We start from the raw sequence: 20,088 nt of genomic DNA on the forward strand, positions 1-20,088 counted from the left end.
GCCCCGTCCATTCGATGGACGGGGCTCTTTGCCGTCCCCAGGGCTGGATAAGGTGGGACCATCCCTTTCGGCTGTGGACCCAGGAGTGGACCATGAACGTTGTGACCCCGGTCGGCGGCGACAGCGTGGCGGCATACTCCTGGCCCGGTGTCATCGACTCCCTGCTCGCGGGCACCGACCAGAGCGCCGATGCCACCGCCTGGGCAATGGACCGCATCATGAGCGGAGAGGCCACCGGCGCACAGATCGCGGGCTTCATGGTGGCGCTACGGGCCAAGGGCGAGACGGTCACAGAGATCAGTGGCATGGTGCGCACCATGTACGAGCACGCCAGGCTCATCGAGGTGCCCGGCCCCAGCGTGGACATCGTCGGCACCGGCGGTGACGGCTCCAGCACGGTGAACATCTCGACCATGTCGTCGATCGTGGTGGCGGGCACCGGCGCGAAGGTGGTCAAGCACGGCAACCGCGCGGCCTCGTCGAGGAGCGGCGCATCCGACGTTCTGGAGAAGCTCGGCGTCAATCTGGACCTCACCCCGCAGAGGGTCACCGAGGTCGCCGAAGAGGCAGGGATCACCTTCTGCTTCGCGGTGAAGTTCCACCCCGCGCTGCGGTACGTGGCGGCCGCACGGCGCGAGCTGGGCATCCGCACCACCTTCAACTTCCTGGGGCCGCTCACCAACCCGGCGAAGGTGCGGGCCCAGGCCACCGGTGTGGCCGACGCACGGGTGGCGCCCATCGTGGCGGGTGTACTGGCCGAGCGGGGCTCGTCCGCGCTGGTCTTCCGGGGCGACGACGGACTCGACGAGCTGACCACCACCGCCACGTCCAGGGTGTGGATCGTGGCGGACGGCGTGGTGCGCGAGGAGCCCTTCGATCCCCGCGATGTCGGCATCGGCCTGGTCCCTGTGGAGGCACTGCGTGGCGCCGACGCCTCGTACAACGCGGACGTCGCCCGTCGGCTGCTGGCCGGCGAGACCGGCCCGGTGCGCGATGCGGTGCTGCTGAACTCGGCGGCGGCGCTGGTCGCGCTGAACCCGGGTGCGGGCTCGCTGAACGAACAGATCGCGGCGGGGCTCGAGCAGGCTGCCGAGTCGATCGACTCGGGCGCCGCCCGCGGCGCGCTGGAGAGATGGGTCGCGGCGAGCAACGCGTGAACCCCCGCCGGGTACGGCGAGCAACGCGTGAACCCCCGCCGGGTACGGCGAGCGACGCGTGAACCCCCGCCGGGTACGGCGAGCGACGCGTGAACCCCCGCCGGTCATGGCGGGCGGTGACGGCACAGCAGGGCGCGGTCCGCATTGCGGACCGCGCCTTGCGCGTTCCGCGGCGTGTGGCAAGATGCTCTCAGGTCATGAGTGACAGCGACTACGGCCCCAGCCCGCTGTCCGGCAACCCTCCGTCCGTGGCGGGGTGCCCTGGGTGAAGACCTGGCCGTGGACAGCAGAGTCCGCGGCAAGCGCGGATCCCTCGCCAGGGATCCTGGTCGTCGAGGGAGTTCTTCCGTGGTTCAGCGAATGCGATAGGGCAGTAGCCCCCTTCTCCGCACACCCTTTCCGCACTGCCCCGCGCCCACCGTCGGGTGGCCCGCGCAGTGAATTCGCCTGCCCTTTCCGGGAGTTCGCCATGTCTGTCCCCACCGCTGCCGTCGACCGTTCGGTTTGTGCCCCGCTGCCCGTCCTGGGACGGGATGTACGGGTTCCCCTCGTCACCGGTGGCGAGGTCGACTACGCCGCGCTGGACTACGCGGCGAGCGCTCCGGCCCTGCAGCGGGTCTGGGACGACGTGGCCGCCTACGCCCCGTACTACGGCAGTGTGCACCGCGGCGCCGGCTACCTCTCACAGCTGTCCACCGACCTCTTCGAGAACAGCCGTACCGCCGTCGCCGAATTCCTCGGCTGCCGGGAGGGTGACCAGGTGGTGTTCACCCGGTCGACCACCGACTCACTCAACCTGCTGGCCGCGGTACTGCCCGCGGACTGCCAGGTCTTCGTCTTCGAGACCGAGCACCATGCCTCGCTGCTGCCCTGGCGCGGTGCCGATGTGACCTACCTGGACGCGCCGCGCACCCCGCAGCAGGCCGTCGGGATCCTGGAGCGCGCACTCGCGGGCCGCGGTACCTCGCCGTCCGGGTCGACCGTGCCCGCGCTGGTCTGTGTCACTGGCGCTTCGAACGTCACCGGTGAGCACTGGCCCGTGCGGGAACTTGCGGCTGCCGCTCACGCACATGGTGCCCGGGTGGTGCTGGACGCCGCCCAGCTCGCCCCGCACCACCCGGTGGACATCGCGGACCTGGACGTCGACTGGGTGGCCTTCTCCGGGCACAAGCTGTACGCGCCCTTCGGCTCCGGGGTCCTGGCGGGCCGTTCGGACTGGCTGCAGGAGGCGGAGCCGTATCTCGCGGGTGGCGGGGCGTCCCGCCAGGTCACCCGGCGGGCCGATGGCGGTGTGGACGTCGAGTGGCACACCACGGCCGCCCGTCACGAGGCCGGCTCGCCCAACGTCATCGGGGTGTACTCCATCGCCGCCGCCTGCCGGGCACTCACCGACGCCGGCTTCGACTCCCTGGTCGAGCGCGAGCAGTCGCTGGTCACCAAGGTCCTCGACGGCCTCGGGGAGGTGGACGCCGTGAAGGTGCTCTCGCTCTTCGGCGACGACGTCCCGCGCGTCGGTGTCATCTCGTTCGTGGTCGACGGCTGGAACAGCTCGCACTTCGCGGCCGCGCTCTCGGCCGAGTACGGCATCGGCGTCCGCGACGGACTGTTCTGCGCGCACCCGCTGGTACGCACACTGCTCGGCGGCGACCCGCAGGACCAGGGGGAGTGCGGCGCACCCGATGGTGAGCCCGGCGAGCGCTCGCTCAACGCCATCCGGGTGAGCTTCGGCGCCGGTACGCCGGACGAGCACGTGGAGCGTTTCGTGACCGCGGTCAAGGAGCTGGTGCGCGACGGCGCCCGCTGGAACTACCGTACGGAGAACGGCCGTTGCGTGCCGGCCGTCTGAGCGGTTCGGCCCTCGGCCACCCCGGCGGCCGAGGGCGCGCTCATGCGTCGAGCCCGATGGCGAAGGCCGCTTCCAGGTCGTGCTGGGAGTAGGTGCGGAACGCCACGTGCGTGTCGGTGGCCTCGACACCCGGGATCTTGCTGATCCGGCCGGGGATGATGTCGGCGAGATCGTCGTGGCGGGCCACCCGGACCAGTGCGATCAGGTCGTACGTGCCGGTGACGGAGTAGACCTCGCTGACGCTCTCCAGTGCGGCGAGCGATTCCGCGATCTCGGGAATCCGGTCCACGCTTGTCTTGATGAGCACGATCGCGGTGATCACGGTTTGCTTTCTCCCTCGGTGGCCGTCGCTGGGGCCTTCACTCTAGTCGTACGCCGGTACCGCGCCGTGGCGTAGAGGAACCCCAGCGAGAACCCCGCCAGATGCGCCGTGTAGGCGACCCCGGGGCCGGTTCCGCTCTGCCGGCCGGCGGCGAGCCACTGGAGGGCGAACCAGAAGACCAGCACGATCCAGGCGGGGAAGCGCAGCGGCACGAACAGCAGAAACGGGAAGACGCTGGTGACCCTGGCCTTCGGGAAGAGACTGAGGAAGGCGCCCAGCACGGCCGAGATCGCGCCCGACGCCCCGACCAGGGTCTGGTCCGACGCGGAGTGCGTCAGCGCGAAGGCGGCCAGCGCGGCCCAGCCGCCGGCCAGGTAGAACACCGCGAAGTGCAGGCGCCCCATGCGTTCCTCGGCCATGGCCCCGAAGACGTAGAGGAACAGCATGTTGCCGAGCAGGTGCACCCAGCCGGCGTGGACGAACAGAGCGGTGAACGGGGTGAGCAGCGCCGCGGATGAGCCGCTCATCAGTTCGGCGGGGATCACCCCCCAGTGCTCGAAGTAGGAGCTCTGGGCGGCGAGGAGCCTCTCTCCCGTGCCGTATCCGGGGCTGAGGCCGGAGACCGGGCTGACGAGGAAGAACAGGCAGCAGAGACCGATCAGGCCGTAGGTCACCAGGGGCCCCCGGAATGCTTCCCGCCGCTTGAGCATGCACAGAGCATGGCTTAACGGGCGTGAATGGGGCAGAGCGCCTCGCCGGAGCCCTTGCGGTGTCGACCGGTCCTCCCGTCGGGGCAGGTGCAAGGCCGTAGGGTTACGGGGAGTACATCCGCAGTTCGATGGCGCACCGCGAACCACGCAGGACAAACAAGAGGACGGCACTATGACGACGGTTCCCATGCCGACCGCCGGTACCCGGTGGCGCTGCACGCTCTGTGGCAATCTCACGCGTTTCGATGTGACCCGCTCGTCGAAGGTTGTCGAGTACATGCATCTCGACCTGGCCGGTGAGCCCAAGGTCGAAGAACGCGAGGTGGTCAGTGAGACCATCGAGTCGGTGCGCTGCCGCTGGTGCAACGCGGTGGATCAGATCGAGCTGGTGGACAGGCCGGGTGGCGGCTCCTGAGGGAGACCGCTGAAGAGCGACAGTGGGGTGACGGATCGTGGAGCCTGAAAGCGGCAGTGAGCCGGCCGGTGGGGCCGACGACGCCGCCGAGGCGCTCGACCGCCCGCTGCCGGAAGGGGTGCGGCACCGGGTCGTCGCGCTGGTCTCGGACGCGTTCGGGGGGCTCACCGTCGTCGAGCTCCCCACGCAGCTGCGGCAGTACGCCCGGTTCACCCCCAGCAGGCGCGCCAAGTTCGCGGGCACCGCGATGGCGGCCGCGCTGGAGAGCGACCCGTTGTTCCGCCAGCGCATCGGCGAGCGGCTGAAGGAGTCCCAGCCCGAACTGGCCGGGGCACTCGAGGCGGGCTCGCCGCCCGCGGCGGCGGATCCGCTCGATGTGGCCGCCGCCGCGTATGTGCTGCGCCCCGTCGGCTGGGTGAAGCTGGTGGCGGCCGCAGGGGAGGAGGCGCTGCGCGCCGACGCCGAGCGGGCGGGCGAGGCGGCTCAGCGCGACACGGAGCGGCTGCGCGAGGAGCTCGCAGAGGCAAGGGCGCAGACGAAGAGCGAGACCGAGCGGCTGCGCACCGAGCTGGACGCGGCCCGCAAGGACATCGAATCCCTGCAGCGCAAGCTGCGCAGCGCCCAGAGCGATGTGAAGCGCGGCGAGGCCGCGCTGCGCCGTGCCGGCTCCGAGATCGAGGGCGTCCGATCGGACGCGGCCGCCAGGGTGGGCGCCGCGGAGAGCGAGTCGCGGCGGCTGAAGGCCCGGCTGGGCGAGGCGGAGGCCTCGGTGGAGGCCGGCCGCCGCGCGGTGCGCGAGGGCCGCTCCGTCGAGGACATGCGGCTGCGTCTGCTGCTCGACACGGTGCTCGACGCGGCCCAGGGGCTGCGGCGCGAGCTGGCTCTGCCGCCCGCCTCGCTGCGCCCGGCCGATTCCGTCGACGCGGTGGAGCCGGGCCGGATGTCGCCCAAGGACATTGCGGCCAGGGCGCTTTCGGACACCGACCCCGCGCTGCTCGATCAGTTGCTCTCCCTGCCGCAGGCACATCTGGTCGTCGACGGCTACAACGTCACCAAGACCGGCTATCCGCAGATGCCGCTGGAGAAGCAGCGGCTGCGACTGCTCGGTGGTCTCTCGGTGCTCGCCGCCCAGACGGGCGCCGAGATGACCTGCGTGTTCGACGGAGCCGAACTGGCGGCTCCGGTACTGCTCGCGCCGCCGCGCGGGGTGCGGGTGCTGTTCAGCAAACCGGGCGTCACCGCGGATGAGCTGATCCGCCAGCTGGTGCGCGCGGAGCCTTCGGGGCGTCCTGTCGTAGTGGTCTCCACCGACCGCGAGGTGGCCGACGGGGTGGCCAGGTCGGGTGCGAGACCTGTCGCGTCCGTCTTGTTGCTGAAGCGGCTTTCGCGCGTCTAGTAACTGCTGTGCCCAATGCCCGACTTCGGGAGGTCCGAGGTCGAGCAGAGCGTCAAGTGGCCATTACTGCGCGTGTGATGTATGTAAAGAAACCACTCGGTGACCGATTTTTTTGCCATCAGGATTTGAAGTGATCACAAGAAGGTCACTAAGGTCAGGCCTCGAACCTTCGCACGGTTGATCACTCACCCGGGGTGGCAGCGAAGGAACCGCCGAGGACCGCGTGGCCCCCATCACGTGTTCGGCGGCTCAGGAAGAAGGAGCTCGCCTTCGTGGCGTCCCACCGTCGACCCAAGCAGCCGAGCCGCACTCGCGTGACCGTGCTCACCGCGACCGCCGCAGCAGCAGTGGCCCTGACCTCCCAGGCCGCGCACGCCGATCCCAAGCCGACCAAGAGCGAGGTCAAGGCGAAGGTCGACAAGCTCTACGAGGACGCGGAGAAGGCCACCGAGAAGTACGACGGGGCCAAGGAGCAGCAGGACAAGCTCAAGAAGCAGGTCGACGACCTCCAGGACAACGTCGCACGCGGCCAGCAGGACCTCAACAAGCTGCGGGGCCAGCTCGGTTCGCTGGCGAGCGCGCAGTACCGTTCGGGCGGGATCGACCCCTCGGTGCAGCTCTTCCTCTCGTCGGACCCGGACGACTTCCTGGACAAGGCCACCGCGCAGGACCAGCTGAGCAGTCAGCAGGCCGACGCGGTGAAGAAGATCCAGGCGAAGCAGCGCTCCCTCGCCCAGCAGCGCGCCGAGGCCCAGGACAAGCTCAAGGACCTTTCGTCGACCCGTAAGAAGCTGGGCGACAAGAAGAAGGAAGTCCAGAGCAAGCTCGCTTCGGCGCAGAAGCTGCTCAACAGCCTCACCGCCGCCGAGCGTGCCTCGATAGCCGCCGACGACGCCCGCGCCAACCGCAACAGCAGCCGTGCGGACCTCGGCAACGCCGTGCCGGCCTCCGCCCGTGGCGGCGCCGCGCTCTCCGCTGCGCAGACCCAGATAGGCAAGCCGTACGTCTACGGCGCCACCGGCCCCGCCTCCTTCGACTGCTCCGGGCTGACGTCCTGGGCGTATGCGCAGGCCGGGGTCTCGATCCCGCGGACCTCGCAGGCGCAGGCCAACGCCGGTACGCGGATCTACTCGTCGAGTGCTCTCAAGCCCGGCGATCTGGTCCTCTTCTACGGTGACTTGCACCATATCGGGCTCTACGCCGGTAACGGCATGGTGCTGCACGCGCCGCACACCGGTGCCAACGTGCGGTACGAGGCGCTGGGCAACATGCCCTTCCAGTTCGGCGTCCGTATCTGACCCACCCGGCGACGCGCGCCGTTCCGCTCCGCCCATTCGAGCGAATTACCGGGCCGCCCGCCGGCTCCCCGCCCTGCCGGTGACCTTGTGATCTCCGGCGGGGCGTCACTTCTGTTGCGCAACGGGCTCCTTGGTCACCGAGTGTCCGCACGGTTACTGTCCGGCGTGCAGTTCCCGCCAACCGGTCCGTCCATCAGGACGGCAGGGGCTGCGCGCAGCGGAAGGAGTGCGGCTCCTGTGGCGTCCCATCGCCGTCCCACCCAGCCCGGCCTCACCCGGGGTGCCCGGGTCACCGTCGTGTCCGCCGCGATGGCGACAGCGGCGGCAGCCCTCGCGGCCGCACCGGCGGGCGCCGAGCCACGGGACACGGCATCGGCCAGGGCCTCGCGGAGCGAGGTCGACGGGCTCTTCGAGCAGGCCGAGAAGGCCACCGAGCTGTACAACAGGGCCGATGAGCGTGCCGAAGGGCTGCGCCACCGGATCAGCGACACCCAGGACAGCGTCGCCCGTGGCCAGGAACGGCTCAACCGCATGCGCGGCGCACTGGGCACCCTGGCGAGTGCCCAGTACCGTGCCGGGGCCATCGACCCCTCGCTCGCCCTGCTGCTCTCGTCCGACCCCGACTCGTACCTCGACAAGGCCGCGGCGCTGCAGCAGATCGGTGACTACCGGGCGAGCGAACTGCGCCGGGTCCGGCAGGCCCAGCGCGGACTCGCGCAGCAACGGGCCGACGCGGCCCGCGAACTCGCCGAGCTGCGGCACAGCCGGACCGAAGTGGCCCGGCACAAGCGGTCGGTCGAGAGCAAGCTCACCAGGGCGCGCGAGCTGGTGAGGGCGCTGCCCGCAGCTCAGCGCGCACAGTACGAGCGCGGGTCACGCTCCGGCGGCGACGAGATGCCGGCCCTGGGTGCGCTGCCGACATCGGGCCGGGCCGCCGCCGCCGTGCTGGCCGCCCGCAGCGCCGTGGGGCGGCCGTACATCTGGGGTGCCAACGGGCCCTACGGCTTCGACTGTTCCGGGCTGATGCAGTGGTCGTACGCCAAGGCCGGCGTGGCGCTGCCGCGCACCTCGCAGGAGCAGCGGGGCGCGGGGCGGCGGATTCCCCTCTCGCAGGCCAGACCCGGTGATCTGGTCGTGTACCGCAGTGACGCCGGCCATGTGGGGATGTACATGGGCAACGGCCAGGTGGTGCACGCCCCGTATCCGGGCGCCCGGGTGCGCTACGACCCGGTGGGCATGATGCCCATCTCCTCGGTGACACGGGTCTGAGCGGGGCGGGTCCGGCCACGTACGATCGGCGGCGTGGCAGGTCGGCGACGCGGTACGGGACGAAGGCGGTTGGCGGGCTGCGCGTTGGCCGTCGCGGTCCTCATGTCCAGCTGCGGGGCGCCGCCGGCTCAGGACGGCGCCGGCCGTGACATCCGGCGGACCCTCGACCGCCGGGCATCGGCCGTATTGCACCACGACGCGAGCGGCTACCTGGCCGTGGTCGACCCCCGGGCGAAGGCGCTGCGCACGGAGCAGCGCGAGGAGTTCGAGAACCTCGCGGGGCTGCCGCTGCGTTCCTGGACGTACCGGTTGGGGCAGGTGCATCGTCAGGGCGCCGAGGCCACGGCGGAGATCGAACTGCGCTACCGGATCGACGGCTACGACAGCGCGCCGGTGCGGGCGGCACGCACCCTGAGGCTGGCGGAGCACGGCGGCCGCTGGTATCTCACCGCGGACAGCCCGGGCAAGGGCGCAGGACAGCAGCTCTGGCAGCAGGGCAGGGTGGCGGTCGTCCGGGGGAGACACAGCCTGGTGCTGGGCGTGGGCCGGCAGAGCCGGATACTCCGCGCGGTGGCGGCCGTCGCGGATGCCTCGGTACCGGCCGTCGACTCGTCCTGGCACGGTACATGGGCGGGGCGGGTGGTGGTGCTCGTCCCTTCATCGCTGAACTCGATGGCCGCACTGCTCGATTCCCCCGCCGCTTCCTACCGGGACATCGCCGCGGTCACCACGGGGGAGGCGGGCGGCGCAGGGGCGGCCCCGGCGGACCGGGTGATCGTCAACCCCGCTGCCTACGCCGTCCTGAGCGAGCTCGGCAAACAGGTGGTCATCACCCACGAGACCACCCATGTGGCCACCCGCAGCCAGACCTCGCAGGCCACCCCGCTCTGGCTGTCCGAGGGATTCGCGGACTGGGTGGCCTACCGGGACACCGGCACCGGCGCGCCCGATGCAGCCCCCGAACTCCAGCGCGCGGTCCGCGGTGGCGCTCTGCCCGCCGCACTGCCGGCCGACGCGGACTTCGGCTTCGGGGGCGATGCCGGTACGCTCGCCCGGGCATACGAGGGCGGCTGGCTGGCCTGCAGGCTCATCGCGCGGGAGTGGGGCGGGCAGAGGCTCGCGGACTTCTACCGGGCGGTCGGCGCGCACCAGCGGCGCGACGGCGCGGTGGAGGCCGCCATGAACTCGGTGCTCGGGACGACCCCGGAGGACTTCACGGCGCGGTGGCGCGAGTACCTCAGGGCGCAGCTCGGCTGAGCGGTCCGCGGGTGAGCGGTGGTGCGCCGCCGTTGGGTACTGTCGGCGGCGATGCACAAGACCTTGATCGTGACCAATGACTTCCCGCCGCGCCCCGGCGGGATCCAGGCGTTCCTGCACAACATGGCGCTGCGACTGGATCCCGAGCAGCTCGTGGTCTACGCCTCCACCTGGAAGCGCGGCAGCGAGGGTGCCGAGGCGACCGCGGCGTTCGACGCCGAGCAGCCCTTCACCGTCGTCCGTGACCGGACCACGATGCTGCTGCCCACCCCGCGGGTCACCGCGACCGCGACCCGGCTGCTGCGCGAACACGGCTGCGGCTCCGTGTGGTTCGGAGCGGCGGCCCCCCTCGGCCTGATGGCTCCCGCGCTGCGCAGGGCCGGTGCCCGGCGGCTGGTCGCCACCACGCACGGCCACGAGGCGGGCTGGGCACAACTGCCCGCGGCTCGGCAACTGCTGCGACGGATCGGCCAGGGCACGGACACCCTCACGTATCTGGGCGAGTACACCCGCGGGCGGATCGCGCCGGCGCTGAGCCCTGCCGCCGCCGCGCGCATGGTCCAACTGCCGCCCGGCGTCGACGAGAAGACCTTCCACCCGGGTTCCGGAGGCGAGGCGGTACGCGCACGGCTCGGACTGACCGACCGGCCCGTGGTGGTCTGTGTCTCGCGACTGGTGCCGCGCAAGGGCCAGGACACCCTGATCCTCGCGATGCCGCTGATCCTGCGGCAGGTGCCCGACGCGGTGCTGCTGATCGTCGGCGGCGGACCGTACGCCGGCGAGCTCAGGAAACTCGCCGCGCGGACCGGCGTCGCGGACTCCGTGCGCTTCACCGGCCCCGTCCCCTGGCCGGAGCTCCCTGCCCACTACGGCGCGGGCGACGTCTTCGCCATGCCGTGCCGTACCCGCAGGGGCGGACTGGATGTCGAGGGGCTCGGCATCGTCTACCTGGAGGCATCGGCGACCGGACTGCCCGTCGTCGCCGGTGACTCCGGCGGCGCGCCCGACGCGGTACTCGACGGCGAGACCGGCTGGGTGGTCAGGGGCGGCTCGGCTCAGGACTCGGCGGACCGCATCGTGACACTGCTCCGGGACGCCGGCCTGCGGCGGCGGATGGGGGAGCGCGGCCGGGCCTGGGTCGAGGAGAAATGGCGCTGGGACCTCCTCGCGGGGAAGCTCAGGACGCTGCTCTGAGGCCGGGCGAGGCGCCCTGAGCCGGGAAACTGTGAGGGGCTCGCGCCACGGCGCGAGCCCCTCACCGTCTGCCCGGTCGCTCAGCCGCGGTAGAGCGCTTCGATCTCGTCCGCGAAGTCCTTCGCCACCACATTGCGCTTCAGCTTCAGCGACGGAGTGATGTGCCCCGCCTCCTCGGTGAACTGTGCGGGCAGGATCCGGAACTTGCGGACCGACTCGGCCTTGGAGACAGCGGCGTTCCCGTAGTCGACGGCCCGCTGGATCTCGGCGATCAGCTCGGCGTCGTCCCGCAGGCTCAGCGCGGTGGAACCCACCGGCTTGCCGTTCTCCTCGGCCCAGCGGCCCAGGAACTCGTCGTCCAGGGTGATCAGCGCGCCGACGAACGGCCGTCCGTCGCCGACCACCATGCACTCGGCGACCAGGGCGTGCGCCCGGATCCGGTCCTCTATCACCGCGGGAGCGACGTTCTTGCCGCCGGCCGTGACGATGATCTCCTTCTTGCGGCCGGTGATCGCGAGGTAGCCGTCCTCGTCGAGGGTGCCGATGTCACCGGTGTGGAACCACCCGTCGGCCAGCGCCTCCGCGGTCGCAGCGGGGTTGTTCCAGTAGCCGCTGAAGAGGTGCTCGCCGTGCAGCAGGACCTCGCCGTCGTCCGCGATCCGCACGACCGAACCGGGCAGTGGCTGGCCGACCGTGCCGATCTTCTGGCGGTCCCACGGGTTGAAGGCCGTCGCGGCGCAGGACTCGGTGAGGCCGTAACCCTCGAGCACGGTGAAGCCGATACCGCGGTAGAAGTGGCCGAGGCGCTCGCCCAGCGGGGCACCGCCGGAGATCGCGTACTCACCGCGACCGCCGAGCACCGCGCGCAGCTTGCTGTACACCAGCCGGTCGAACACCTTGTGCTTGAACTTGAGCCCGACCGAGGGACCCTGCGGGGTGCCCAGGGCGCGGCTGTAGGCGATCGCGGTGTCCGCGGCCTTGTCGAAGACCTTGCCCTTGCCGTCCGCCTGGGCCTTGGCCCGGGCCGAGTTGTAGACCTTCTCGAAGACCCGGGGCACACCGAGGATCAGCGTCGGCCTGAACGAGGCCAGCTCATCGGTGAGGTTCTGGATGTCCGGTACGCAGCCGATCTTGATCGGCGCCATCACGGAGGCCACCTCGACCAGCCGGCCGAAGACGTGCGCGGCGGGCAGGAAGAGCAGCACGGAGCACTCGCCGGTACGGAACAGCGGCTTCAGACGTTCGACGATGTTCCCGCACTCGGCGAAGAAGCTGCGGTGGGTCAGCACACAGCCCTTGGGGCGCCCGGTGGTCCCCGAGGTGTAGACGATGGTGGCCGGGTCGTCGGCGGTGGCACGGGAGCTGAGCTCCTCCACGGTGGCGTCGGAGACACCGGCACCACCGGTCCGCAGGTCGACGACCGCGCCCCGGTCGATCTGCCAGATCTGCTTCAGCGCCGGCAGGGTGTGGCGCACGGACTCGACGGCGGCGCTGTGCGCGTCGTTCTCCACGATCACCGCGACCGCGCCGGAGTCCCCGAGGATCCACTGGACCTGTTCGGCGGAACTGGTCTCGTAGACCGGGACGGTGATCGCGCCCGCGCTCCAGATCGCGAAGTCCATCTGGACCCACTCGTAGCGGGTGCGGGACATCAGGGCGACCCGGTCGCCCGGCTGGACACCGGCGGCGATCAGCCCCTTGGCGGCGTCACGGACCTCGGTGAGGAACTGGGTGGCTGTGACATCGGTCCATACCCCCGACACTTTGCGGCCCATGACCGCCACATCAGGGTGCTGAGCGGCATTGCGGCGGATGAGATCCGTCAGATTGCCGTCCGAGGGGACCTCGTACAGGGCCGGAAGGCTGAACTCGCGCAAGACTGCTGCTCCTCTGGTCGACATCGCTGTCGCCACGACTTGACCTGACTGCCCGGACGTTACCCATGAGTAAGTGGTTCCCGATAGGGGGGTCCGGTCAGATGTTTTATGCGTCACACGACAGTGCGGTACTTCGCGCAGACTAGTCCACGCATGTCGGGACCCGGCGGTAATCGCAGGTCCGGCCCCCTCTATCCAGGTTGCGCACGAGAGTCCTAGGGTGATCACCATGCGCGTGCATGTGGTCAGCGACGTCCATGGCAACACCGAGGGTCTCGCGAGGGCGGGTGACGGGGCGGACGCCCTGGTCTGCCTCGGCGACCTGGTTCTCTTTCTCGACTACGCCGATCATTCGCGCGGGATCTTCCCCGAACTGTTCGGCGTCGAGAACGCCGACCGCATCGTGGAGCTGCGCACCGCACGGCGCTTCGATGAGGCCCGCGACCTGGGACGCAGGCTCTGGGGCGGGATAGACCGCGACTCCGCGATCGAGTCCGCGGTGCGCAAGCAGTACGCCGCGATGTTCGCCGCCTTCCCCACCCCCACCTACGCCACCTACGGCAACGTGGACATTCCGCCGCTCTGGGCCGAGTACGCGGGCCCCGGCACCACCGTGCTGGACGGCGAGCGGATCGAGATCGGCGGCCGGGTCTTCGGCTTCGTCGGCGGTGGCCTCAGGACCCCGATGCGCACCCCGTACGAGATCAGCGACGAGGAGTTCGCCGCCAAGATCGAGGCGCTGGGTGAGGTCGATGTGCTCTGCTCGCACATCCCGCCCGAAGTCCCCGAGCTGGTGTACGACACGGTGGCCCGCCGTTTCGAGCGCGGCAGCCGTGCCCTGCTCGCGGCGATCCACCGGACCCGGCCCCGGTACGCGCTCTTCGGCCATGTTCACCAGCCGCTGTCCCGCCGGGCCCGGATCGGCCGGACGGAGTGTGTCAACGTCGGTCATTTCGCATCCACCTCCACGCCGTACGCCCTTGAGTGGTAGTGGCGGTCGGCGGCCCGGTGTGCACGCGATAGCCTTCACAGCGCATGCACACCGGACCCCGCACTGGAGGAGCCACGGCGATGGCTGAACACACCAGCTCGAGCATCACGATCGAGGCCGCACCGGCCGACGTCATGGGCGTGATCGCCGACTTCGCCCGTTACCCGGAGTGGACCGGCGAGGTGAAGGAGGCCGAGGTGCTCTCCACCGACGCCGAGAACCGCGCCGAACGGGTACGACTGGTGCTGGACGCCGGAGCGATCAAGGACGACCACACCCTCGAGTACACCTGGACCGGCGAGAACCAGGTCAGCTGGACGCTGGTGAAGTCCCAGATGCTCCGGGACCTCGACGGTTCGTACATCCTCGCCCCGGTCGGCGGCGGCACCGAGGTCACCTACCGGCTGACCGTCGACGTCAAGATCCCGATGCTCGGGATGATCAAGCGCAAGGCCGAGAAGGTCATCATCGACCGGGCCCTGGCCGGCCTGAAGAAGCGCGTCGAATCCGGTGCCGCCGGAACCGGCGCCTCCTCGAAGCCCAAGGACTGACACCCCGGTGCGCACGGTCCTCGTCACCGGCCTCGGCGGCGCGGGCCGCACCACGGTCGCCGCGGCGACCGCCCTCTCGCACGCCCGCGCCGGTGAGCGCGTTCTGCTCCTCTCCACCGACCGTGACCCCGGCGAACCCCTGACGGCCGCAGGGGAAGCGGGGGTACGGGCCGAACGGATCGACTCCGCTGCCCACTTCCGCAGCGAGCTGCTGGCCTTCCAGGAGCGCAGCACCGCCGCGCTGGAACTGCTCGGTGCCGCCCCGCTCGACGAGGCTGAACTGACCGAACTGCCCGGCGCCGGGCAGTTCGCCCTGCTGCACGCCCTGCGCGGTGTCGACAGCGCCGAGTGGGATCTGCTGGTCGTCGACATGCCGCCGGTCCAGGAGACCCTGGCCGCCCTCGCCCTGCCGCAGCAGCTGCGCCGCTATCTGCGGCGGCTGCTCCCGCCGGAGCGGCAGGCCGCCCGGGCGCTGCGGCCGGTGCTGGCCCAGCTCGCCGGCGTACCGATGCCCGCGCAGTGGCTGTACGGGGCAGCCGCCCGCTGGGAACGGGAACTCACCGAGGTCCAGGGCCGGATCGAGGATCCGGACACCACGCTGCGCCTGGTCGCCGAACCGGGGCCCGCCGCGACACGGGCCCTGCTCGCCTCCCGTACCGGAATCGCCCTGCACAGCCGTCCGCTGGACATGGTCGTCGCCAACCGGCTGCTGCCCACCGGATCACCCGACCCCTGGCTCGGCTCGCTCGCCGCCCAGCAGCAGGACCACCTCAAGGACCTGACCGCCGCCTTCGGAGCGGTCCAGGAACTGCCGCACCTCGGGCGCGACCCCCGTACCGCCGACGACCTCGCCCTGCTGGAGCGCCCCGTCGTGCCGCTCGCACCCGCCCGGGAATGGCACGTCGAGGACCGGCTTGCCGACGACAACGTCCTGGTCTGGCGGCTGCCACTGCCCGGCGCTGTCAAGGAGGAGCTGGGACTGATCCGCAGGGGCGACGAACTGCTGCTCACCGCCGGTCCGTTCCGCAGAACCGTCACCCTGCCGTCCGCGCTCCGCCGCTGCACCGTCGACGGGGCGGGCCTGTCCGATGGCGTCCTGAGCATAAGGTTCACCCCGGATCCGGGACTCTGGCCGCGGAGCCGATGAACGCCGCAGGCCCGTTCGGGTAACGTCGGGTGTACGGACCGCAGCCCGTCCGCACGGCAGCCCCGAGTCCAGCACCCGTCCCGTCGCAGGAGCCCGTCATGAGCGAAGCCACCGAGCAGCCCGGAACCGACTCGGACGCCTGGGCACAGGCGTGTGCCGAAGACCTCGAGGCCGAGAAGGCCCGACGCCGCGCCGAGCGGGGCACCCCGCCCGGATCTGCGGCCGACGAGCTGCGCAAGCTTGTCGACGCCGTCTCCGACAAGGTGTCGGATTTCCAGTCGTCCCTGCCCGGGATGGCCGCCCAGGGGGCCGTGCAGCAGTTCCTGAGCCAGGCCAGGGCGGCAGTCGAGCCGGTCATCGAACGCAACCCGGATGTCTTCGGACATCTGGCCGCCGCCGGAGGTGAACTCCTCGCCGCCTACCGCTCGGCGGTGGAGAACCACGAGCAGCGCTGGACCGAGGGCCGGGGTACGAAGAAGGACAACGGCGACGAAGGCCCCGGACCTTCCGAGCACATCGACCTGGACTGACTCCCCTCGGGTACGGTTGGCCGTAGCGGGGCTCGACCGAAAACTGAGGGACTAATGGGACTCACCATCGGCGTCGACATCGGCGGCACGAAGATCGCGGCCGGAGTGGTCGACGAAGAGGGCGCCATTCTCGATGTGCACAAGGTGCCCACCCCGCCGACCGCCGAAGGCATCGTCGACGCTATCTGCTCGGCCGTCTCCGAGGCCGGCAAGGGGCACGACATCGAGGCGGTCGGCATCGGCGCTGCCGGCTACGTCGACGACAAGCGCGCGACCGTACTCTTCGCGCCGAACATCAACTGGCGGCACGAGCCGCTCAAGGACAAGGTCGAGCAGCGGGTCGGCATGCCCGTCGTCGTCGAGAACGACGCCAATGCGGCGGCCTGGGGCGAATACAAGTTCGGCGCGGGGCAGGGGCACGAGGACGTCATCTGCATCACGCTCGGCACCGGCCTCGGCGGCGGCATCATCATCGGCAACAAGCTGCGCCGCGGCCGCTTCGGAGTGGCTGCCGAGTTCGGCCACATCAGGGTCGTCCCCGACGGTCTGCTGTGCGGCTGCGGCAGCCAGGGGTGCTGGGAGCAGTACGCATCGGGGCGGGCCCTCGTCCGTTACGCGACCCAGCGGGCCAACGCCACTCCGGAGAACGCACAGATCCTCCTCGGCCTCGGTGACGGCACCGCCGAGGGAATCCAGGGCCGGCACGTCAGCGAGGCGGCACGCCGCGGCGACCCCGTGGCGGTCGACTCGTTCCGTGAACTGGCGCGCTGGGCCGGCGCCGGCCTGGCCGATCTGGCCTCGCTCTTCGACCCGTCGGCCTTCATCGTCGGAGGCGGTGTCTCGGACGAGGGCGAACTCGTCCTCGATCCGATCCGCAAGTCCTTCCGCCGCTGGCTGATCGGTGGCGCCTGGCGGCCGCACGCTCAGGTCCTCGCGGCCCAACTGGGCGGCGAGGCAGGCCTGGTGGGCGCGGCGGACCTCGCCCGGCAGGGCTGATACGCAACACGACGGCGCCCGTCGTTCCCCCGGGGACGGCGGGCGCCGTCGTGCCTCCGGCCGCCGCGGGGGCGTCGTATCGTGTCGCCATGGCGATCACTACGCTGCCCGTATCCCGTACGGAGGCCGGCTCGGCCGTTGTCCGGGTGCTCAGCTACAACATCCGCTCCATGCGTGACGACCGGGAGGCACTGGCCCGGATCATCCGCGCCTGCGACCCCGACCTGGTCCTCATCCAGGAGGCCCCGATCTTCTTCCGCTGGCGCAAGGCCGCCGCGTGGCTGGCCGCGGGCACCGACCTGGTCACGCTGAGCGGCGGAGCCACCGCGGCGGGCCCGCTGCTGCTCTGCTCGCTGCGCGCCACGGTCGAGCGCACCGAGGATGTGCTGCTGCCGCGTACGACGGGCCAGTACCGGCGCGGTTTCGCGACCGCGGTAGTGCGCATCGGGGGCGCCAGGATCGGCGTGCTCAGCTGCCATCTGAGCCTCCAGGCGGAGGAGCGGCACACCCAGGCCGGGCTGCTGCTGGGCCGACTCGCCTCGATGGACGTCCCGCACGCGATCGTGGCCGGTGACCTCAACGACCGCCCCGAGGGCCGCGCCTTCCGCCGCGTCGCCGGGGCGCTGCAGGACTGCTGGGCGGTGAAACCCTGGGGCGGGGAGCTCACCTATCCCGCCGAGAACCCCAGAAAGCGCATCGACGCGGTCTTCGCCACCTCGGGTGTGGAGGTACTGGGGTGCGGGGTGCCGCCGGAGCTGTCCCAGGCCGACCTGGTGGCGGCGACAGACCATCTGCCCGTGCTGGCAGCGGTGCGGGTCCCGGTGGGCTAGCGTCGCGGCCCCGGGGCTTCTTGCGCGCGGCCTAGACCACGGCCCCCCGCCCAGGATCGCCCTCGTCGTCCTCGTCCGACCCCATCCGTGCCACCAGGGTCGCGAAGCCGCCCAGGAATCCGCCGATCCCGAGGGTCGTGAGCCACCACGTCATGTCCCAGCCCAGCAGCACGGCGACAAGCAGCAGGACAGGCCCGCCCACGGCCGCGAGCCAGGCGAACTTGGCCGTGACATCGGCCTCGGGAAGCTCGGGGTCCGGAGGGACGAAGTGGCCCTCGTCCGCGTCTCCCGGATCGTCGCCCTTCGGCTCGGTCACACGGTAGTCGCGCGGCCCCGCGACGCCGGGTGCGAAGACCACGGAGCTGCCGAGAGGCCTGTCGGGGCCGGGGCCCTTCTCCGGATCCCGGTCCGCTTCCGCCGGCCCGGGATCGGGCTCGTCACCGGGCAGCGCCAGGTCCTCCACGGACTTGAAGGGCCTTGCGCCGGCCGGATCCGCCGGTTCCTCGCCGTACGCCGCGACGATCGCCGCCCAGGCCGCTTCCTCGTCGATGGGCTGCGGCTCGCGTTCCGCTTCGTTCTCAGCCACCGGTGGTGTTCCCCTTCTTCCCGACGCTCGGAGCGAGGCGGCCGACGAAGGTATGACTCTTCTCGAAGATCCGCTCCGCATCGTGGTCCAACGTCGCCACGTGGTAGCTCTGTTCCAGCAGGATCTCCTCGACATCGGTGGAGGAGATCCGGCTCAGGACGCGCGCCGTGTCGGCCGGCGGGACCACATGGTCCTGCGGGCTGTGCAGCAGCAGGACCGGCTGGGTGACCTGCGGCAGCTCGCGGTCCACGAGCCGGAAGAAATTCCGCACGGAGTGGGCGGCATGCAGCGGAACCCGGTCGTATCCGACCTCGGTGGAGCCTTCCTTCGCGATGTCGCTGACGAGCCCCTTCGTCGTACGCACCAGATGCCGGGCGACGGGCAGCGCGTACGCCGAGAGGCCGTGCACCTTGTTCGCGGGGTTGACCAGGACGAGACCGCTGATCTCGTCCCCGTGCTTGGCGGCGAGCCGCAGAGCCAGCGCGCCGCCCATCGACAGGCCGAAGACGAAGACCCGGCTGCACCGGTCGAGCAGGAGGCGCAGCTCCCTGTCGACCTCCGCATACCAGTCCTGCCAGCCGGTGATCTGCATGTCCTGCCAGCGGGTCCCGTGCCCGGGCAGCAGCGGCAGGGACACCGTCAGGCCGCGCTCGGCCAGATACTCGGCCCAGGGGCGCAGCGACTGCGGCGATCCGGTGAAGCCATGGCAGAGGAGGACACCGGTCTCTCCGCCCTCGTGGCGGTAGGGCTCGGCTCCAGGAAGCACCGGCACCGGGAACTCCTGTTCGTCAGGTCTCGGAAGGTGTACTTCACCGTACGCGACCGGACCGACACCGACCAGGGCCGTCACCCGGCTGTGGAGGAGAGCACAGGCCGTACGGAGGCTAAGGTCGGTACGACAGTCACAGGAAGGCATCCGAGTTGATCTACGGCGCCATGAAGTTCGCCATCGGGGGGTCGCTGAAGGTCGCCTTCAGGCCCTGGGTGGAGGGCCTCGAGAACGTCCCGGCCGAGGGGCCCGCGATTCTCGCGAGCAACCATCTGTCCTTCTCGGACTCCTTCTTCCTGCCCGCGGTGATGGACCGCAAGGTCACCTTCATCGCCAAGGCCGAGTACTTCACTTCACCCGGCGTGAAGGGCAGGCTCACCGCGGCCTTCTTCAAGGGCGTCGGACAGCTCCCCGTGGACCGTTCGGGCAGTCGCGGCGCCGGCGAGGCCGCCGTTCGCAGCGGCGTCGATGTGCTGGCCCGCGGCGAGCTCTTCGGTATCTACCCGGAGGGCACCCGCTCGCCCGACGGCCGTCTCTACCGCGGCAAGCCCGGTGGTCTCGCGCGCGTGGCGCTCGCTTCGGGCGCGCCCGTCATCCCGGTCGCGATGATCGACACCGAGAAGATCCAGCCCCCCGGCCAGGTGATGCCCAAGCTGATGCGGCCGGGCATAAGGATCGGCGAGCCGCTCGACTTCAGCCGGTACCACGGCATGGAGAACGACCGGTTCATCCTGCGGTCGGTGACCGACGAGGTCATGTACGAGATCATGAAGCTGTCCGGCCAGGAGTACGTCGACATCTACGCGACCGCGGCGAAGCGGCAGATCGCCGAACGGGAGAAGGCCGCGAAGAGCGCGCAGACAGATGCGGCGAAAGCGCAGGACCGGCCGGCCGGGGACGCGGCGGCAGATGAGGCGGAACGATCCGGCAGTTGAGCCGGAGCGTCC

Annotated in this window: 20 protein-coding genes and 1 riboswitch; of the genes, 15 read left to right on the top strand and 5 right to left on the bottom strand. The window is 70.8% G+C overall.

What is annotated here, in order from left to right; all coding sequences use genetic code 11:
* Positions 1-92 precede the first annotated feature (92 nt).
* On the top strand, positions 93-1,157 hold the full coding sequence (trpD, locus tag OHS16_RS23475; protein WP_328539216.1) for an anthranilate phosphoribosyltransferase: 1,065 nt from the start codon (positions 93-95) through the stop codon (positions 1,155-1,157).
* 193 nt (positions 1,158-1,350) lie between these two features.
* A riboswitch (SAM riboswitch) is annotated at positions 1,351-1,468 on the top strand.
* A 158-nt stretch (positions 1,469-1,626) separates the two neighbouring features.
* A complete protein-coding gene (locus OHS16_RS23480; RefSeq protein WP_328539217.1) occupies positions 1,627-3,003 on the top strand; it encodes an aminotransferase class V-fold PLP-dependent enzyme in 1,377 nt (458 codons plus the stop codon).
* Positions 3,004-3,043: 40 nt separating this feature from the next.
* On the opposite strand, the gene OHS16_RS23485 is transcribed toward OHS16_RS23480, so the two are convergent.
* The gene (locus OHS16_RS23485) at positions 3,044-3,325 is read right to left on the bottom strand and encodes an Lrp/AsnC family transcriptional regulator (protein WP_250304618.1); all 282 of its coding nucleotides are present in this window, start codon (positions 3,323-3,325) and stop codon (positions 3,044-3,046) included.
* Positions 3,322-4,035, bottom strand: coding sequence for a rhomboid family intramembrane serine protease (locus OHS16_RS23490; RefSeq protein ID WP_328539218.1), 714 nt, complete (start codon positions 4,033-4,035; stop codon positions 3,322-3,324). Before OHS16_RS23490 ends, OHS16_RS23485 begins: the two co-directional genes overlap by 4 nt.
* Positions 4,036-4,207: 172 nt before the next feature.
* On the opposite strand from OHS16_RS23490, the gene OHS16_RS23495 reads away from it, so the two are divergent.
* From OHS16_RS23495 to OHS16_RS23520, 6 genes are all read left to right on the top strand, one after another.
* On the top strand, positions 4,208-4,450 hold the full coding sequence (locus OHS16_RS23495) for a hypothetical protein (RefSeq protein WP_328539219.1): 243 nt from the start codon (positions 4,208-4,210) through the stop codon (positions 4,448-4,450).
* Positions 4,451-4,484: 34 nt separating this feature from the next.
* Positions 4,485-5,846 carry an NYN domain-containing protein gene (locus tag OHS16_RS23500; RefSeq protein WP_328540958.1) on the top strand — a complete coding sequence of 454 codons (1,362 nt, stop codon included), beginning with the start codon at positions 4,485-4,487 and terminating at the stop codon, positions 5,844-5,846.
* 272 nt (positions 5,847-6,118) lie between these two features.
* Positions 6,119-7,144, top strand: a complete 1,026-nt coding sequence (locus OHS16_RS23505; RefSeq protein WP_328539220.1) for a C40 family peptidase — start codon at positions 6,119-6,121, stop codon at positions 7,142-7,144.
* A 237-nt stretch (positions 7,145-7,381) separates the two neighbouring features.
* Positions 7,382-8,413: a C40 family peptidase gene (locus OHS16_RS23510; RefSeq protein ID WP_328539221.1), complete on the top strand. Its 1,032-nt coding sequence runs from the start codon at positions 7,382-7,384 to the stop codon at positions 8,411-8,413.
* A 33-nt stretch (positions 8,414-8,446) separates the two neighbouring features.
* The gene (locus OHS16_RS23515; RefSeq protein ID WP_443042681.1) at positions 8,447-9,670 is read left to right on the top strand and encodes a hypothetical protein; all 1,224 of its coding nucleotides are present in this window, start codon (positions 8,447-8,449) and stop codon (positions 9,668-9,670) included.
* 51 nt (positions 9,671-9,721) lie between these two features.
* A complete protein-coding gene (locus OHS16_RS23520) occupies positions 9,722-10,864 on the top strand; it encodes a glycosyltransferase family 4 protein (RefSeq protein ID WP_328539222.1) in 1,143 nt (380 codons plus the stop codon).
* Positions 10,865-10,944: 80 nt separating this feature from the next.
* On the opposite strand, the gene OHS16_RS23525 is transcribed toward OHS16_RS23520, so the two are convergent.
* Complete coding sequence (locus OHS16_RS23525; RefSeq protein WP_328539223.1) at positions 10,945-12,741, bottom strand: AMP-dependent synthetase/ligase; 1,797 nt, start codon at positions 12,739-12,741, stop codon at positions 10,945-10,947.
* Positions 12,742-12,970: 229 nt separating this feature from the next.
* Here OHS16_RS23525 and OHS16_RS23530 point away from each other — a divergent pair, with 229 nt between their 5' ends.
* The 6 genes from OHS16_RS23530 to OHS16_RS23555 all read left to right on the top strand — a co-directional run bounded on the left by OHS16_RS23530 (position 12,971) and on the right by OHS16_RS23555 (position 17,786).
* Positions 12,971-13,732, top strand: a complete 762-nt coding sequence (locus OHS16_RS23530) for a metallophosphoesterase family protein (RefSeq protein ID WP_328539224.1) — start codon at positions 12,971-12,973, stop codon at positions 13,730-13,732.
* Between the two features lie 80 nt (positions 13,733-13,812).
* Positions 13,813-14,283, top strand: a complete 471-nt coding sequence (locus OHS16_RS23535; protein ID WP_328539225.1) for an SRPBCC family protein — start codon at positions 13,813-13,815, stop codon at positions 14,281-14,283.
* 7 nt (positions 14,284-14,290) lie between these two features.
* Positions 14,291-15,430, top strand: a complete 1,140-nt coding sequence (locus tag OHS16_RS23540; protein WP_328539226.1) for an ArsA family ATPase — start codon at positions 14,291-14,293, stop codon at positions 15,428-15,430.
* A gap of 98 nt (positions 15,431-15,528) precedes the next feature.
* A complete protein-coding gene (locus OHS16_RS23545) occupies positions 15,529-15,960 on the top strand; it encodes a DUF5304 domain-containing protein (protein ID WP_328539227.1) in 432 nt (143 codons plus the stop codon).
* A gap of 54 nt (positions 15,961-16,014) precedes the next feature.
* On the top strand, positions 16,015-16,956 hold the full coding sequence (locus OHS16_RS23550; protein WP_328539228.1) for an ROK family glucokinase: 942 nt from the start codon (positions 16,015-16,017) through the stop codon (positions 16,954-16,956).
* Positions 16,957-17,045: 89 nt separating this feature from the next.
* Positions 17,046-17,786: an endonuclease/exonuclease/phosphatase family protein gene (locus OHS16_RS23555; RefSeq protein ID WP_328539229.1), complete on the top strand. Its 741-nt coding sequence runs from the start codon at positions 17,046-17,048 to the stop codon at positions 17,784-17,786.
* A gap of 31 nt (positions 17,787-17,817) precedes the next feature.
* On the opposite strand, the gene OHS16_RS23560 is transcribed toward OHS16_RS23555, so the two are convergent.
* Entirely contained in the window at positions 17,818-18,453 is a 636-nt protein-coding gene (locus OHS16_RS23560) for a hypothetical protein (RefSeq protein WP_443042682.1), read from the bottom strand.
* Positions 18,365-19,144: an alpha/beta hydrolase gene (locus tag OHS16_RS23565; protein WP_328539231.1), complete on the bottom strand. Its 780-nt coding sequence runs from the start codon at positions 19,142-19,144 to the stop codon at positions 18,365-18,367. The genes OHS16_RS23560 and OHS16_RS23565 overlap by 89 nt, the downstream gene beginning before the upstream one ends.
* 164 nt (positions 19,145-19,308) lie before the next feature.
* On the opposite strand from OHS16_RS23565, the gene OHS16_RS23570 reads away from it, so the two are divergent.
* Positions 19,309-20,076 carry a lysophospholipid acyltransferase family protein gene (locus OHS16_RS23570; RefSeq protein WP_328539232.1) on the top strand — a complete coding sequence of 256 codons (768 nt, stop codon included), beginning with the start codon at positions 19,309-19,311 and terminating at the stop codon, positions 20,074-20,076.
* Positions 20,077-20,088 lie beyond the last annotated feature (12 nt).

The sequence above is a fragment of the Streptomyces sp. NBC_00344 genome, assembly GCF_036088315.1.
In the GTDB taxonomy this organism is placed as follows: Bacteria; Actinomycetota; Actinomycetes; order Streptomycetales; family Streptomycetaceae; genus Streptomyces.

What these genes read in the sequence shown, in the direction of transcription:
- OHS16_RS23560 (WP_443042682.1), bottom strand. Translation starts at nt 18,453, where the DNA reads ATGCGGAGCGGATCTTCGAGAAGAGTCATACCTTCGTCGGCCGCCTCG.
- trpD (WP_328539216.1), top strand. Translation starts at nt 93, where the DNA reads ATGAACGTTGTGACCCCGGTCGGCGGCGACAGCGTGGCGGCATACTCC.
- OHS16_RS23480 (WP_328539217.1), top strand. Translation starts at nt 1,627, where the DNA reads ATGTCTGTCCCCACCGCTGCCGTCGACCGTTCGGTTTGTGCCCCGCTG.
- OHS16_RS23545 (WP_328539227.1), top strand. Translation starts at nt 15,529, where the DNA reads ATGAGCGAAGCCACCGAGCAGCCCGGAACCGACTCGGACGCCTGGGCA.
- OHS16_RS23520 (WP_328539222.1), top strand. Translation starts at nt 9,722, where the DNA reads ATGCACAAGACCTTGATCGTGACCAATGACTTCCCGCCGCGCCCCGGC.
- OHS16_RS23570 (WP_328539232.1), top strand. Translation starts at nt 19,309, where the DNA reads ATGAAGTTCGCCATCGGGGGGTCGCTGAAGGTCGCCTTCAGGCCCTGG.
- OHS16_RS23550 (WP_328539228.1), top strand. Translation starts at nt 16,015, where the DNA reads ATGGGACTCACCATCGGCGTCGACATCGGCGGCACGAAGATCGCGGCC.
- OHS16_RS23530 (WP_328539224.1), top strand. Translation starts at nt 12,971, where the DNA reads ATGCGCGTGCATGTGGTCAGCGACGTCCATGGCAACACCGAGGGTCTC.
- OHS16_RS23495 (WP_328539219.1), top strand. Translation starts at nt 4,208, where the DNA reads ATGACGACGGTTCCCATGCCGACCGCCGGTACCCGGTGGCGCTGCACG.
- OHS16_RS23555 (WP_328539229.1), top strand. Translation starts at nt 17,046, where the DNA reads ATGGCGATCACTACGCTGCCCGTATCCCGTACGGAGGCCGGCTCGGCC.
- OHS16_RS23490 (WP_328539218.1), bottom strand. Translation starts at nt 4,035, where the DNA reads ATGCTCAAGCGGCGGGAAGCATTCCGGGGGCCCCTGGTGACCTACGGC.
- OHS16_RS23535 (WP_328539225.1), top strand. Translation starts at nt 13,813, where the DNA reads ATGGCTGAACACACCAGCTCGAGCATCACGATCGAGGCCGCACCGGCC.